Raw genomic sequence first — 13,192 nt, 5'->3', positions numbered from 1 at the left:
GATCGTACGAGGCGATCAGGGGGTATCCTGAAGGACAGAGACTATGAAGAAAAAAGCAGAATGGCCGCGCAGGCTGAGATCGCAGGAATGGTACGGCGGCACGAGCCGCGACGTGATCTATCACCGCGGCTGGCTTAAGAACCAGGGATATCCCCACGACCTGTTCGACGGAAGGCCGGTGATCGGCATCCTCAACACCTGGTCGGATATGACCCCGTGCAACGGTCATCTCAGAGAGCTCGCCGAGAAGGTCAAGGCGGGCGTCTGGGAAGCCGGCGGCTTCCCGCTCGAGGTGCCGGTATTCTCGGCCTCCGAAAACACCTTCCGCCCGACCGCGATGATGTATCGCAACCTCGCCGCGCTCGCGGTTGAGGAAGCGATCCGCGGCCAGCCGATGGACGGCTGCGTGCTGCTCGTCGGTTGCGACAAGACCACGCCGTCGCTGCTGATGGGGGCTGCCTCCTGCGACCTGCCGTCGATCGTCGTCACCGGCGGGCCGATGCTGAACGGCTATTTCCGCGGCGAGCGTGTCGGGTCCGGCACGCATCTGTGGAAGTTCTCCGAAATGGTGAAGGCCGGCGAGATGACGCAGGCCGAGTTCCTCGAGGCTGAGGCCTCGATGAGCCGTTCGTCGGGCACCTGCAACACCATGGGCACGGCCTCGACCATGGCCTCGATGGCCGAAGCGCTCGGCATGGCACTGTCCGGCAATGCCGCGATCCCGGGCGTCGATTCCCGCCGCAAGGTGATGGCGCAGCTGACCGGCCGCCGCATCGTGCAGATGGTCAAGGACGATCTGAAGCCGTCCGAGATCATGACGAAACAGGCCTTCGAGAACGCTATCCGCACCAATGCGGCGATCGGCGGATCGACCAATGCCGTCATCCATCTGCTTGCCATCGCCGGCCGCGTCGGCATCGATCTGTCGCTCGAGGATTGGGACCGCTGCGGCCGCGACGTCCCGACCATCGTCAACCTGATGCCGTCGGGCAAGTACCTGATGGAAGAGTTCTTCTATGCCGGCGGCCTGCCGGTGGTGCTGAAGCGCCTCGGCGAGGCGGGTCTTCTGCACAGGGATGCGTTGACGGTCTCCGGCGAAACGGTTTGGGACGAGGTCAAGGACGTCGTCAACTGGAACGAGGACGTCATCCTGCCCGCCGAAAAGGCGCTGACGTCTTCGGGCGGCATCGTTGTGCTCCGCGGCAATCTGGCGCCGAAGGGCGCGGTGCTGAAGCCTTCGGCCGCCTCGCCGCATCTTCTGGTGCACCGGGGCAGGGCTGTGGTGTTCGAGGACATCGACGACTACAAGGCCAAGATCAACGACGACAATCTCGATATCGACGAGACCTGCATCATGGTCATGAAGAACTGTGGACCGAAGGGTTATCCGGGGATGGCCGAGGTCGGCAACATGGGGTTGCCACCCAAGGTGCTGAAGAAGGGCATCCTCGATATGGTGCGCATTTCCGATGCCCGCATGTCGGGAACGGCCTACGGCACCGTCGTGCTGCACACCTCTCCGGAAGCCGCGGTCGGCGGACCGCTGGCGGTCGTGAAGAATGGCGACATGATCGAGCTCGATGTGCCGAACCGTCGTCTGCATCTCGACATTTCCGACGAGGAATTGGCGCGCCGGCTGGCCGAATGGCAACCGAACCATGATCTGCCGACGTCGGGTTATGCCTTCCTGCATCAGCAGCATGTCGAAGGGGCCGACACCGGCGCCGACCTCGACTTCCTCAAAGGATGTCGCGGCAACGCGGTTGGCAAGGACAGCCACTAAAACAGAATGTTCTAGGCCGGATCGGCCTAAAATCTGAATCGTTCTGTATAAGAGAGTTAGAGCATGATGCGCCCGAGAACCGCATCGTGCTCTAAAGCGCGTCGCATCAAACTTGATTCATGCGCCGCGCTTTAGCTCTTTGTTTTCAGGCATTCGCTGCGGCAAAAGCGCTTCGTGCTTTGCCTGGGAAAACCGCGGCACACTTTTGCGCGACATGCTTTAGCTGGTTATCCGAGGCGCGCTGACAATCTTCAGGAACAGGGCCTCCATGGCCTCTTCAATGCCGTCCGTTGGACTGACTGCGAAGTAAAAGCCGGGGGTGGCGCACTCTTCCATTTTCGTGGCGATCTTGCTCTCAAAGGGCTTGACCCAGTCGTTGTAAAAGCTGTTGTCGGGCAGGGGCAAATAGGTCGTATAGAGGACGGCGACCTTGATGCCGCGATCTTTGAGCTTCTTGCAATAAGCCGTGTCGATGGGTTCGATGCATCGTCCGCCGTTTGCGCCTTTCGGGCTGGTGCATCCGGCCGGCTTATAGCTATCGCCAACACCGTCAGCGACAAAAAACACGATCTTCTGACGATCGGCATTGCTGGTGCCCATGCCGATGTTGCCCTTGATTTCGCCTTCAATCCCTTTCAGCGCTTCGTCAAAACTGGTTTGCTGGTCGCTGTAGTAGTTCTGATAGGGAATGCTCATAAGACCGATCATGTTGGTGGCGGCTGCCACAGCGCTCAGATCATAATCCAGATCGGAAACCTTGAAGAGCTTCGCGTTTTTAGCGTCCTGGGCAGTCTTGCCGAAGGTGTATGCGGCGACCCGGAATTGGCTCGGCATGGACTGTGTGTCCTTCGCCTTGGCCATCAGGGCTTTGATGGCAGCGGCCACCACGTCGATGCGGATGGTCACGCCATTGTCGCGCGCGACATTGTAGTAGCTCTTCTTATCCTCAACGCCTTTCTCAGAAACGATGTGGCATGCGAAGGCGCAGTTTTTATCTTTGCCGCCATCGTGGCCGTTCACCGTCGCTTTTTTCATGGCGGTTATATCATCGGTGGTGGCGGCAACACCCATTGATGGGGTGTTATCCAGCAGCATGAAGAAATCCATGTAAGACGGGGTCTCATACTGCGCTGTTGCCGTTCCGGAAACGGGGATTTGATGAAATCCCAACACCTGCATGAATGTCGTCGGCATCTGCGCGCTGAAGGATACAGTCGAGCTGAGCGTGCCGCCCTGTTTTTGAACGCTGATGTCGACGGCAACGGGAACATCGCCCTGTTTTTTGGACATTTGTGAAAAGAAGATCTTCTGGGCTTCGGATTTGCCGAGCGTCAGCGACCCGTCGCCTGACAGCGTGGCTGCCTGCTTTGCCGCATCCGAGGTTTTCGTTATGGATCCCACGGCTGCCGCATCCGCAGCGGCGTACAATTCTGTGCGAAGCGACAGGGCGCTGCCAAAATCAATGGCCGTTCCCGCCGCACCCAGCAGCGGAATGGCCAGCAGCGCCGTCATAATTCCAAAATTGCCGGACCGGTCAACAATAAAACGATGCAACATATAAGGGCCGCCCTTCCCGGTAGCAGTGTGAGCGTAGCCGCCACAACCGCATATCTACGAGGCGATCACTAACAGTGGAGCATAAACCAAAGGAAAACACGTATGGTTGTGTTCTAATTAAATCGCCGAAATCCCGGATTTCGCGCGAACTCGGGGCCCGGAAATCCGCCCGGTCATCACGCCCCGCTAGCGAAGCGGTGCAGTCGAAACTGGTCTTGAAGAGTGTGCGGACCTAAAACCGCGGCACAGTTTGCGCGACATGCTCTAAAGGCGCGCCAGCCTCGCCCGGCGGTAGGCATCCGGAATGGACAGCGCCCAGATGAAAAGCCCGCCTGCGTGCCGGCCGATGAAGGATTGATCGGATGTCGTCGTCATGAAGGTGAGGATGGAAAAGAGCATGACAAAGAGGACGAAGGTCAGGCCGCGGCGCGGCTCTCCTATCGCTACGTGACCCGCGCCTGGCAATACGATCGCGAGTGCGAGGACAAGATATGGATTGGGCCCTTTTTCCATCGCACGCTCCTTAAATGGCATCGACGGCTGCGCGTTGCGCAGCTCTGGCGGCAAGCGAACGGAGTTCCAGTGCCATATCCAGCGTTTGACGTATCGTCGGCCGGGGCAGGGTGTCGACCGAAAAGCGCGCTTGCCTCAGCAGAAGATGGGCCGATCGCTCGCCTTCTGCGGCTTGGACCACCACGCGAACCATTCGCGGCGTAACGACCGCCTCCTTGACGCTGGGATCGGCAACCAGGCCGGCAAGACCGTGCCGCAGGGAATGCCATTGGCGGTCTATTGCACCAGCAGTGCCGCGCATCAGCACCGGAACCTCAGTGGCCGGCGGGGTCAACCACTCGTTCAGGCCGTGAACCGCCGAATAATATTCCGAACCCGTCGGCCGCGCGAGGATGCCGACCGAGGGCCACGGCTGGGCAATGCCGTCCTGCAACGTGACCCGCAGCCAGAGCTGCGGCAGCCGGCGCGTCACCATCGTATCGGTGAAAACATCGAGCGTGACCGCCGTGCCGTCCGCCAGGCTGCCGCTGACGACCGGATGCTGATCGGCGGAAAGCCCGAAGCGGGGGGACGTCAGGACAGCCGCCGCTTCATCCAGCAGCCTATGGCGCTGCGTCATCATCTTGCGATGCTCTCCGAGCGCGAGCATCGCGAGCAAAAGGCAGGCGGCCAGCGACAGGATCAATAGGCCAAGGGAAACGATCGCGTCACCTCACAGCAGGAAGGACAGGCATGGTCAGTAGCCCTCTGGCCTCGGCCACGGCATGGTAAACTGGTCGCCGCGCCGGACATAGCGGTAGCGGCGGAAGTGGAACCACAGCGACGCCACGATATAAAAGCCGGTCATGGCGATGAGCTGCGTTCCGTAGCCGAGGAACACCGCGAAGTAGGCGGCGCCGCAGAGCAGGAGCAGCACGATGGTCGGCAGCGGATGGAACGGATGGACGTATCCGCGCTTGATGCTTCCCAGCGGCCACTTGTTGCGGAACATCACCATGTTGAAGGTCATGAAGGTATAACCAAGCAGGCCGGACAAGATCGAGAAGGTCACGACCTGGTCGAGCGGCGCGCCCAGCGCAAAGATCAATGCGATCGGCACGAGAAAGACGATGGAGCGATAAGGCGTGCGGTAAACGGGATGGACCGCGCCGAACCAGATCGGCAGATAGCGGTCGCGGCCCATGGAAAACCATGCGCGAGACGCATCGTTGATGCAGCCATTGGCCGAAGCCAGCGTCGAAAACAGCGTGCCGACGAAGAGCAGAACCATGAGGCCCGTATTCCCGGTCACCCGGGCGGCGTCGAAAAGCGGTGTGCCCGCCTGGCCGAGATATTCCCAGGGAATGAGGCCGGAACATACGTACCAGGTCATGGTCGCGGCGATCAGCAGCGTCATGATCCCCGCCATTGTGCCGTAAGGCAGCGAACGGGCCGGCGAGCGCACTTCTTCGGCCGCCTGGCATGTGCCCTCGATGCCAAGATAAAACCAGAGGCCGAAATGCAGCGCCGCGATGATGCCGACCCAGCCATAGGGCATCGGGTCTGTGGTCACGGCGGAAAAGTCGAGCTGGACGGCCGAGCCGCCGAGTTGCACGACGAGAAACAGCGCGATGATGGCAATAAATGCAATTGCCGTGATGACCAGGTTGAAGGTCAGCGTGGCCAGCACGCCCCGGTAATTCAGCCAGGCAAGGAACATGATCGAGAGCACGATAAAGGGCTGCTGATTGAGGCCGCTGTGGCCCTGCAATCCAGCGACGGTATCGAGCAGGAAGCCGATCGTGATCGCGTTGCCGGCCTCCAGCATCGTGTAGGCCATAACCAGAAACAGGCCCACATTGAAGGCCATCAGCGGGCCGACAATGTGTTTGGCCTGCGCATATTGGCCACCGGCGGCCGCAACCGTCGAGGTTACCTCGGAATCGATCATGGCGACGCAGGTGTAGAGCAGGCCGGCAACCCAGCAGGCGACGAGGCCGGCGATCATGCCGCCCTTGCCCACCGAGAAATTCCAGCCCATGTATTCGCCGACGAGAACGATGCCGACGCCAAGCGCCCAGATATGGGCGGGGCCAAGAACGCGCAGAAGCTGCAGTCTTTCCGGCTGCCCGGCTTTCACATTGCTGTTCGACATTGCCGTGGCCCCTCAGATCACGTGCCGCTCGGCGGCGGCCTCGATCTCGCCTTCGCGGGATGAGGTCAGCAGAGCGTTGTCATAGGTGGTGTCGATGCGCCCCATATCGTAAAGCATCAAGACGGCGAAGAGTGCCGAGAGCGCCCATGCGGCGTATTCCAGGATGTTCCAGATATCCATATCGTCGCCTATTTCTCTTTCGGGCCGAAACGCTCTTCGATCACGTCGCGGTACTCTCTGTCGGAGAGCCTGACGACGAGAATGAAGTAGCCGATGACGAGGACTGCCATGACAACGAGGGCCGACCAGCTGAATGAATAGTCGAAGCGGGCGGTAATCATGTCGTTGACGGCGGCCGGATCGCTATATCCAAGCGCGGCCCATTGGGCCTGTTCGCCGGGGTTCTGGCCGAGTGCTTCCCAGGTCGGGTTTGCGATCGGGGCCGGCGTCTTGGCCGCCCCCGCCAGGCCGAGATAGAGCGGGATGTAAAGGGCGCCGACGGTCAGCGCCAGAAGTGTGAGCACGTCGAAGATCTGCGCGCCGAGGCTTTGTTCCGGGGGCTTATAGGCCATGACGTTCGCCTCCGCGCCGGCGGGCCCGCATCTCGTCGAGATGCTTGAGGTCGAGGCCGTAAATGAATTCCTTGTCCTCGACATAGTGCCGCAGCATGGCGACGATCGCCGCCGTGTTGAAGAGCAGCACCAGCCCGCAGAAGACGGTCAGAATGATGCGAATGGCCGGCACGGGAATGAACGGCCACACGTTCAAAAGTGCAAAAAGCATCGTGCACCAGAGCACGACCACGAATATGATAAGGCCTGCCCGGTCGCGCGCATGCATCTGGTCGATGCGCCGCGCGAGGTGCATCTCGGCACCTTCGCTATGCGATACCATCCATTCCCTCCTCGAACGAATTTTGCCTTTCAGGCAATTTAGTTTCGCAGGAGGAATATGAGCCCTTGCCTTCGCGGAAGTCAAGCGGGTATTGCGCGATTTTGTCGCATGCCGAGAAAGGTCAGAGGCAGGGGGCCGTCGCCAATGTCGAGCCCTGCCAAATGCCGCTTTTGCCGTAACACTCGCAGCGACTCCCAGCCGACAAGGTCACTGGAATCCAGAATCTATTCCGCCTATGCCGGCCTTTCTCCCTCGGCGCTGCGGCTGGGCGAGCTCAGCGTCGAACGCTTCCGCAAGATCGACCGGATGGTCGAACTGATCGACGACGTCGCCACGCCCCAAAGGGAAACGGCGCGACCGAAAGGCTAATCCTCCGGAATTCGCTCTGACATCAGGGTCGAAAGCGCCTGATAAAAACGGCCAGACGAGGCACTGGTGAAAAAACCAGCACGTTTCCAACCAGCACGGCGCAGAGCCCGAGCGCTGCCAATGGACCGAGCTGATAACCTTCGAAAAACATCGAAATCGTCAGGGCAACGATGGGAAAAAGGACCGTCATATAAGCGGCTTTCTCTGCTCCCAGTCGGTTAACGACGGTGAGGTAGGTGGTAAAACCAATCACCGAGCCGAAAATCGCGAGATAAAGGAGAGAGGCGACATAGGACGCTGAAGGATCGAAGGTAAATTCGACACCCCGAACGGCGGCGAATGCCGAGACGATTCCGGCACCGTAGAGCATGCCGTATGCGTTTACCGAGGTCACAGATAGTCCGTGCTTCCTGTTGCGCACAGACACGAGGTTGCCAACCGAAAAGAACCATGTCCCGAGGAGGGCAAGCATCACACCGATCACAACGTCGCGGTCGAACGCGGCGGCGGCAGCCTCGTTCCAAAAAAGGCAGACAATGCCGGCAACACCGAAGGCCGCGCCGACCAGAATGCGCGCCGCCGGCCTCTGGCCAAATGCGACCATGCCATTGGCAAGATTGAAGATTGTCGCAGCTGAGAAGATCACCGAAACAATGCCGCTCGGGACCAAGGTTTCAGCGATATAGAAGCAAAGAAAATTACAGGAAAAGAGACAGATCGCCTGGAGGAAAACGTAGGGATGGTGAGGCAAGGGGATGGGCTGAAGCCTCTTCGCGATCTTCAGGCCTACAAATAATATCACGCCGGCGAGGGCAAAGCGGTAGGCGATCGACGCTTCAATCGGAACGACGCCAAGCTGGTTCTTGATGGCGATCCAGGTGGTGCCCCAGATCAGGACGGTTAAAGCATAGCAGAGGCCGGTCATGGTCTTTCACTCCGTCAACGACAATGGGAGGATCGATACCGGGCCGAACAGCCAGGTCTATGCCGGGAACCGTGGAGGCATTGTATATTCTTGGGTTTTTTGCCTTTGACCATATTGATCAGCTGCGCCGTCCCATTCAAGCTCTTCAGACGAGGCCTCGATAGATCATGGAACAGCAACACCGTCTGACAGTTAAAGAAGCCCTCTCAAGATCCGGCGCCTGCCTTCAGCGCTCCGGTTCGGTCGACCGGGGGCTGTCGCTTGCGGAGTGGACCAACCGCGCAGGACAGGCCTTCTATGAGCGTCCCGACCATCACACGCTGAGCATCTATCTTGATGGCGGCGAAAGGGTCATCCGCGAGGACAAGCGGCTATCGGGCGGAGCGCCAGGCAAGCTTTGCCTATTGCCGGCCGAACACAAAAGCCAATGGCATATCGGCGGGCCGTTGAGGATGTTTCATCTTTACGTTGATCCCGAGCTCCTCGCTTACGAAGCGCTGACATCGTTTGACATTGACCCGAGACATATCGATCTGATGGATCTGACGTTTTGTGATGACCCGGCAATGGCGATGATCGTCCGGGGAGGGGTTTTGCCTCTGAACTGGCAGGAAAAGAGCGACCGTGTCGCCCTGGATGCGGTTTGTAAGCTCCTCATTCATCGTATCTTGAAATCGCACAATCGGCAGGCGCGGCAAGAGACCGTGCGCGGAGGGCTTTCGCCCTCCGTGCGTCGCCGTACTGCTGATTACATCGACGCCAACCTCGACCAGGCGCTGACGCTCGATCGGCTGGCACGGGAAGCCGGCTTGAGCACCTTTCATTTTGCAAAGATGTTTCGCGTCAGCTTCGGAATGCCGCCGCATCGCTATGTGGCGGCGCGACGGATCGAGCAGGCAGCCAGCCTTCTTCGCGACCGGGAAAACGGCCTTGCAGCCGTTGCCTCCGCCTGCGGCTTCGGTTCACAGAGCCATTTTTCCAAAGCTTTTAAAGCTGCCACCGGTGTGCCGCCGGGAGAGTGGCGAAGCCTGCAGTGAGGCCGAACTCCGGGGACGCAATGAGCGAGACCTTGAAGAATGGCTGCGCAAAGGTCCGACCGCTCTTTCTAGAGCAGATCGGCAGTTGATCGTTGATGTTGTGCCCGAACAGGGCTTCGACATATGACGATTACAGGGTTTACGCATAGCACCAAGGCCGACGAGGCGGTGCAGCGGTCTGAGGTTTTCACTGATGCGGGTCGCCGTCCTGATTGGAGCGACGAGGAGAAGCATCAGATTGTCGCTGAGATGTCTCGCCGCGCACATTGATAAAAGACCCAGGCGCTACATCAAATTGTACTGCTTCGCCGATCCTCAGTCCGGGATTCGGTATTTTAAGTATTCGCGCGTCTGGTTGATGGCTACTTCTCGCGTCAGGCCTTCCGATTGCAGGCCGGCCCGCAGCCAAAGCCCGTCGATCAACGCTGTGATCGTCAGCGCCACGGTCTCGCATTCGGCACGTGGTAGCAGATGCACCAGCGCCGACATCAGGTTGGAACGCATGCGGGCATGGATCACTTTCTGGATGCGGGCGAGCTGCGGCTCGCGTGGCACTTCGGCGCAAAGCGAAAGCCACGCGTGGCAGATAGAGGGCTGAAAGAAACGCTCTTCGAAGTTGACCTCTATGATCGCCTCCAGTCGCTCGCGAGGCGTCGTCGCCTGCTTCAGCCGGGTGCGCACCGCTACACTAAGCGAAAGGTTCGCCTCGCGCATCGCATGCTCGAACAGCTCCTGCTTGCTGCGGAAATAATGCAGCACGATACCTTTGGAAGCGCCGGCATAGGCGGCCACCTTTTCCAGGGTTGCACCCGCCATGCCTTCCTGTTGCAGCACCGCGAAGGCAGCCTGTCGTAACTCCTTGCGCCGGATGGCGCTGATTTTGGTCAGTTTCATACTCGTACCCGTTTGTCTTGTCTCCACTATTGACAATTCTTCCGCAAAGATCAATTGTTGACCGGCGGGACAATTTTATAACCGAATGGACAAAACAGAGGGGAAATATTGTGAATCAGCATCTGAAAATAGGCGCGCTTTCCATACTTTTAGGTGCCGTGACCGTGCCGGCTTTCGCTGGCGATCCGGAAAGCTGCAAGGTGATCCGCATGGCCGAGCCCGGTTGGAATGATCTTGCCTTCACCACCGGCATTGGCGTCACACTTTTGAAGGCGCTGGGATACGAGCCGCGAAGCTCGCTGCTCGGCATCGACGTCATCTATCTGAGCTTGAAGAACAAGGATCTCGACGTCTTTCTTGGCTATTGGGATCCCGCCATGGTGAATTACTACAAGCCCTACAAGGAGGACGGTTCCGTTGAGAACGTCGTGACCAACCTGAAGGGGGCGAAATACACCTTCGTTGTCCCGACCTACGTCTGGGACGCCGGTGTCAAGGATTTCGCCGACCTGCAGAAGTTCCCCGATCAGTTCGACAAGAAGCTCTACGGCATCGAGCCTGGCTCGAACCAGTTGATGCTCGACGCAGTCAAGGATCCAGCACTCGGTCTTGCCGGCTGGAACGTCGTGGAATCCAGCGAACAGGGTATGCTGGCCGAAGTGCAGCGCCGTATAAAGAGCAAAGCATTCATCGTCTTCCAGGGCTGGGCGCCACACCCGATGAACACCGCGTTTGATATCAAGTATTTGACCGGCGGCGACAAATTCTACGGACCGGATTTCGGCGCAGCGACGGTTTCGACACAGGTGCGCAAGGGCTATCTTCAGGAATGCCCTAACGTCGCAAAGCTGCTGAAAAACCTGACCTTCGATATCGATTTCGAAAACAAGGGCATGGGTTATCTGATGACGGACGGTTTGGCTCCGGAAGAGGCTGGCCGGAAAGCCATCGCCAGCGAACCGCAACGTCTCAATGCATGGCTAAACGGCGTAACGACCCTCGACGGCAAGCCGGGGCTTGAGGCCGTGAAGGCGAAGCTTGCGCCGTGACCACTGTTTTGATGAGCATCCTAGATCAGGATGGATGGACGACCCGCAAGCGCACGTTACGCTTGGTCGATGGCCGCTCGCTTGTATACATCGATACCGGTGGCCCCGGTCCAACGCTTCTGTTGCTACACGGCTATTCGGACTCCAGTCGGAGCTTTTCGCCATTGGAGCCGTGGCTCGCTGGCTACCGTCTTATCATCCCGGATTTGCCGGGCCATGGAGGATCGGGGGTCGGGAGGGGCTTGACCGTCCCGCATTTCACCGACGACATCGTTGCGCTGGTGACGGCACTCTCGATGGAGCGCTTCGCAGTTATCGGCCATTCGATGGGGGCCATGATCAGTATCGCCCTTACTGCCCGCCTGCCCGACGTCGTCACCGCGCTCATCACGATTTCCGGCTCGGTGCGCCCGGCCTTTCCGCGGCACGACCCGGTTACGAACGGAATTCTCGAGCTTTGTGATCCGATCGATCCCGGCGATCCATTCTTCGAGCTCTGGCACAGCTGTCCGCATACGGTCGATCCTTGTTTCCTCGCCGCCGTTAGCCGCGAGGCAGCCGCTATCCCCGCAGAGATCTGGCATGGCATTCTTGCCTGCTTTTCCACACTTGACCTGACGGAGACCGGGGTGCAGGTCACAGCCCCCGCACTCTGCATCGGTGGTAGCGAGGATGCGCTCTTCGATGCAACTCACCGGCTGGCGCTTGAAGACGCACTCCCCAAAGCACAATCGGTCCTCATGGAGGGTTTTGGGCATAATCCGCACTGGGAGGATTCTGAAAAGGTCTCGATCATTCTCCGCGATTTCTTTCGCGATCACTCGTGCTTGTAAAGCGTCAGCACTGATTATCCCGCTCGGCATGGCGTATGCTGATTGCTTCCGTCCGCCGGCGGCGCCACTCGCATGCGCATGTCGGCTCTTCGACAAGCTTTAGACGATGGTCATCCGCGGAAGCCGCCGGGTGTGTCACCCCACCGGCTGCCGGCTGCAGCATAGGCCACCGTCAATTCGCGGGGGTTGCCAACATGTTGCGCTTATTTTTCTCGGAGGACCTTTCATAGGTCCTCCGTCCGACTTCGGGAGCGATGCTCATCTCAGCCCCACTTCATCTCGCCTTTGGCGACCTTGGAACCGATATCGAGAGCGATACCCATGCCGAGGCCGGGGAAGCGGGCTTCCATGGCGGCCTTGAGCGCGGTAGCATCGGCAGCTTTGGCAAGTTCTTCCTCGAAAGCAAGCAAATAGGTCTTGGTGTGCTCGACGCCGGAAGCATCAGTGGCCGCGCCGGGATCCATATGACCAGCGACGACTATCGAGGGCATGCGGGCGCTGATCTTGTCGAGGGTTGCCACCCAAGCGGCGCGCTGCTCCTTTGCCTGTGTATCGGCAGTCCAGACATGCACGCCTGAGAAGATCATGACGCCGCCGAAGACCGCGTTGAGCGAGGGAACGAACAGGTAGCGGCGATTGGGCAGCCCGGCGTCTGCCGCTACGATTTCCACCGTCTCGCCGTCGACCGTAAGGCGTTGCCCGTCGAAAGCCTCCGGCATCACGATATCGCCAAGCGTCTGCGGGCCATTCTCCTTCAGCTGCGGTCCCCAGGCGGCGAGTTTCTTCTCAACATTGCCCTTGATGGCGACAATCGTGTCGGAGGCCGCCAGCACCTTCGTGCCCGGGAAAGCTTCAACGACGGGCTTGAGGCTGAAATAGTAATCCGGGTCTGACTGGCTGACGTAGATCGCGATTAACTTCTTGCCGGTTGCCTTAATGGCGTCGGCCAGCGCACGACCATCGCGATAGCTGAAGCCCCCATCGAGAAGCAGCGCTTCATTCGGACCGGAAAGCAGTACCGGAGCGCGGAAGAAACCGTCTTGCCCAGCGGGGAAGTGGTTCCAGGTCAATTTCGATCCGGCAGCGTTGCCAAGGCCGGCTGGGGCGAAAGCGGCGACAAGGCCGGTTGCAAGCGTTGTTTTCATGACATCTCTCCTTGAATACATTGTTGTCTCCGATGGCTGTCGAGGATGCCTTCACCGGT

The 13,192-nt window shown here is 59.4% G+C and carries 15 protein-coding genes; 5 read left to right on the top strand and 10 right to left on the bottom strand.

Annotation, left to right across the window (positions count from 1 at the left end; all coding sequences use genetic code 11):
• The first annotated feature begins 43 nt into the window (after positions 1–43).
• Positions 44–1,783 carry an L-arabinonate dehydratase gene (araD, locus tag AMK05_RS16665; protein ID WP_064840265.1) on the top strand — a complete coding sequence of 580 codons (1,740 nt, stop codon included), beginning with the start codon at positions 44–46 and terminating at the stop codon, positions 1,781–1,783.
• 219 nt (positions 1,784–2,002) lie between these two features.
• Here araD and AMK05_RS16660 read toward each other — a convergent pair whose 3' ends face one another.
• From AMK05_RS16660 to AMK05_RS16635, 7 genes are all read right to left on the bottom strand, one after another.
• Positions 2,003–3,340, bottom strand: coding sequence for a TadE/TadG family type IV pilus assembly protein (locus AMK05_RS16660; protein WP_064840262.1), 1,338 nt, complete (start codon positions 3,338–3,340; stop codon positions 2,003–2,005).
• Between the two features lie 264 nt (positions 3,341–3,604).
• A complete protein-coding gene (locus AMK05_RS16655) occupies positions 3,605–3,853 on the bottom strand; it encodes a hypothetical protein (protein ID WP_064840260.1) in 249 nt (82 codons plus the stop codon).
• 10 nt (positions 3,854–3,863) lie between these two features.
• Positions 3,864–4,475 (bottom strand): hypothetical protein, encoded by a 612-nt coding sequence (locus tag AMK05_RS16650; protein ID WP_143535314.1) that lies wholly within the window; start codon positions 4,473–4,475, stop codon positions 3,864–3,866.
• Positions 4,476–4,589: 114 nt separating this feature from the next.
• Positions 4,590–5,987: an APC family permease gene (locus AMK05_RS16645; RefSeq protein ID WP_064840258.1), complete on the bottom strand. Its 1,398-nt coding sequence runs from the start codon at positions 5,985–5,987 to the stop codon at positions 4,590–4,592.
• Between the two features lie 12 nt (positions 5,988–5,999).
• Positions 6,000–6,167, bottom strand: coding sequence for a hypothetical protein (locus AMK05_RS34640; protein ID WP_171899727.1), 168 nt, complete (start codon positions 6,165–6,167; stop codon positions 6,000–6,002).
• 8 nt (positions 6,168–6,175) lie between these two features.
• Positions 6,176–6,559, bottom strand: coding sequence for a hypothetical protein (locus AMK05_RS16640; RefSeq protein ID WP_064840255.1), 384 nt, complete (start codon positions 6,557–6,559; stop codon positions 6,176–6,178).
• Positions 6,549–6,881, bottom strand: a complete 333-nt coding sequence (locus AMK05_RS16635; protein WP_082935679.1) for a hypothetical protein — start codon at positions 6,879–6,881, stop codon at positions 6,549–6,551. The genes AMK05_RS16640 and AMK05_RS16635 overlap by 11 nt, the downstream gene beginning before the upstream one ends.
• Positions 6,882–7,025: 144 nt before the next feature.
• Between AMK05_RS16635 and AMK05_RS16630 the strand changes: the two genes are divergently transcribed.
• The gene (locus AMK05_RS16630; protein ID WP_064840253.1) at positions 7,026–7,250 is read left to right on the top strand and encodes a hypothetical protein; all 225 of its coding nucleotides are present in this window, start codon (positions 7,026–7,028) and stop codon (positions 7,248–7,250) included.
• A 22-nt stretch (positions 7,251–7,272) separates the two neighbouring features.
• Here AMK05_RS16630 and AMK05_RS16625 read toward each other — a convergent pair whose 3' ends face one another.
• Positions 7,273–8,175, bottom strand: a complete 903-nt coding sequence (locus AMK05_RS16625; RefSeq protein ID WP_064840250.1) for a DMT family transporter — start codon at positions 8,173–8,175, stop codon at positions 7,273–7,275.
• A 167-nt stretch (positions 8,176–8,342) separates the two neighbouring features.
• On the opposite strand from AMK05_RS16625, the gene AMK05_RS16620 reads away from it, so the two are divergent.
• Complete coding sequence (locus AMK05_RS16620; RefSeq protein ID WP_064840248.1) at positions 8,343–9,212, top strand: helix-turn-helix transcriptional regulator; 870 nt, start codon at positions 8,343–8,345, stop codon at positions 9,210–9,212.
• Positions 9,213–9,527: 315 nt separating this feature from the next.
• Here the strand turns inward: AMK05_RS16620 and betI are convergent, their stop codons facing one another.
• A complete protein-coding gene (gene betI / locus AMK05_RS16615; protein ID WP_064840246.1) occupies positions 9,528–10,106 on the bottom strand; it encodes a choline-binding transcriptional repressor BetI in 579 nt (192 codons plus the stop codon).
• A gap of 110 nt (positions 10,107–10,216) precedes the next feature.
• Between betI and choX the strand changes: the two genes are divergently transcribed.
• Together choX and AMK05_RS16605 are read left to right on the top strand one after the other, a co-directional pair.
• Positions 10,217–11,155 (top strand): choline ABC transporter substrate-binding protein, encoded by a 939-nt coding sequence (choX, locus tag AMK05_RS16610; RefSeq protein ID WP_257784952.1) that lies wholly within the window; start codon positions 10,217–10,219, stop codon positions 11,153–11,155.
• Positions 11,156–11,166: 11 nt separating this feature from the next.
• The gene (locus AMK05_RS16605) at positions 11,167–11,988 is read left to right on the top strand and encodes an alpha/beta fold hydrolase (protein WP_064841413.1); all 822 of its coding nucleotides are present in this window, start codon (positions 11,167–11,169) and stop codon (positions 11,986–11,988) included.
• Between the two features lie 263 nt (positions 11,989–12,251).
• Here the strand turns inward: AMK05_RS16605 and AMK05_RS16600 are convergent, their stop codons facing one another.
• Positions 12,252–13,154, bottom strand: a complete 903-nt coding sequence (locus AMK05_RS16600) for an MBL fold metallo-hydrolase (RefSeq protein WP_064840244.1) — start codon at positions 13,152–13,154, stop codon at positions 12,252–12,254.
• Positions 13,155–13,192: the final 38 nt, after the last annotated feature.

Origin of the sequence: Rhizobium sp. N324 (assembly GCF_001664485.1) — a bacterium.
Classification (GTDB): Bacteria; Pseudomonadota; Alphaproteobacteria; order Rhizobiales; family Rhizobiaceae; genus Rhizobium.
Note: the sequence above shows the minus strand (reverse complement) of the source record. Positions and strands in the feature narration are given on the sequence as shown.

Bases quoted from the DNA above. Each gene is read 5' to 3' on its own strand.
- betI (WP_064840246.1), bottom strand. From the start codon at position 10,106: ATGAAACTGACCAAAATCAGCGCCATCCGGCGCAAGGAGTTACGACAG.
- AMK05_RS16645 (WP_064840258.1), bottom strand. From the start codon at position 5,987: ATGTCGAACAGCAATGTGAAAGCCGGGCAGCCGGAAAGACTGCAGCTT.
- AMK05_RS16660 (WP_064840262.1), bottom strand. From the start codon at position 3,340: ATGTTGCATCGTTTTATTGTTGACCGGTCCGGCAATTTTGGAATTATG.
- AMK05_RS16605 (WP_064841413.1), top strand. From the start codon at position 11,167: ATGAGCATCCTAGATCAGGATGGATGGACGACCCGCAAGCGCACGTTA.
- AMK05_RS34640 (WP_171899727.1), bottom strand. From the start codon at position 6,167: ATGGATATCTGGAACATCCTGGAATACGCCGCATGGGCGCTCTCGGCA.
- AMK05_RS16630 (WP_064840253.1), top strand. From the start codon at position 7,026: ATGTCGAGCCCTGCCAAATGCCGCTTTTGCCGTAACACTCGCAGCGAC.
- AMK05_RS16625 (WP_064840250.1), bottom strand. From the start codon at position 8,175: ATGACCGGCCTCTGCTATGCTTTAACCGTCCTGATCTGGGGCACCACC.
- araD (WP_064840265.1), top strand. From the start codon at position 44: ATGAAGAAAAAAGCAGAATGGCCGCGCAGGCTGAGATCGCAGGAATGG.
- AMK05_RS16640 (WP_064840255.1), bottom strand. From the start codon at position 6,559: ATGGCCTATAAGCCCCCGGAACAAAGCCTCGGCGCGCAGATCTTCGAC.
- AMK05_RS16650 (WP_143535314.1), bottom strand. From the start codon at position 4,475: ATGATGACGCAGCGCCATAGGCTGCTGGATGAAGCGGCGGCTGTCCTG.
- AMK05_RS16655 (WP_064840260.1), bottom strand. From the start codon at position 3,853: ATGGAAAAAGGGCCCAATCCATATCTTGTCCTCGCACTCGCGATCGTA.
- AMK05_RS16620 (WP_064840248.1), top strand. From the start codon at position 8,343: ATGGAACAGCAACACCGTCTGACAGTTAAAGAAGCCCTCTCAAGATCC.
- AMK05_RS16600 (WP_064840244.1), bottom strand. From the start codon at position 13,154: ATGTATTCAAGGAGAGATGTCATGAAAACAACGCTTGCAACCGGCCTT.
- AMK05_RS16635 (WP_082935679.1), bottom strand. From the start codon at position 6,881: ATGGTATCGCATAGCGAAGGTGCCGAGATGCACCTCGCGCGGCGCATC.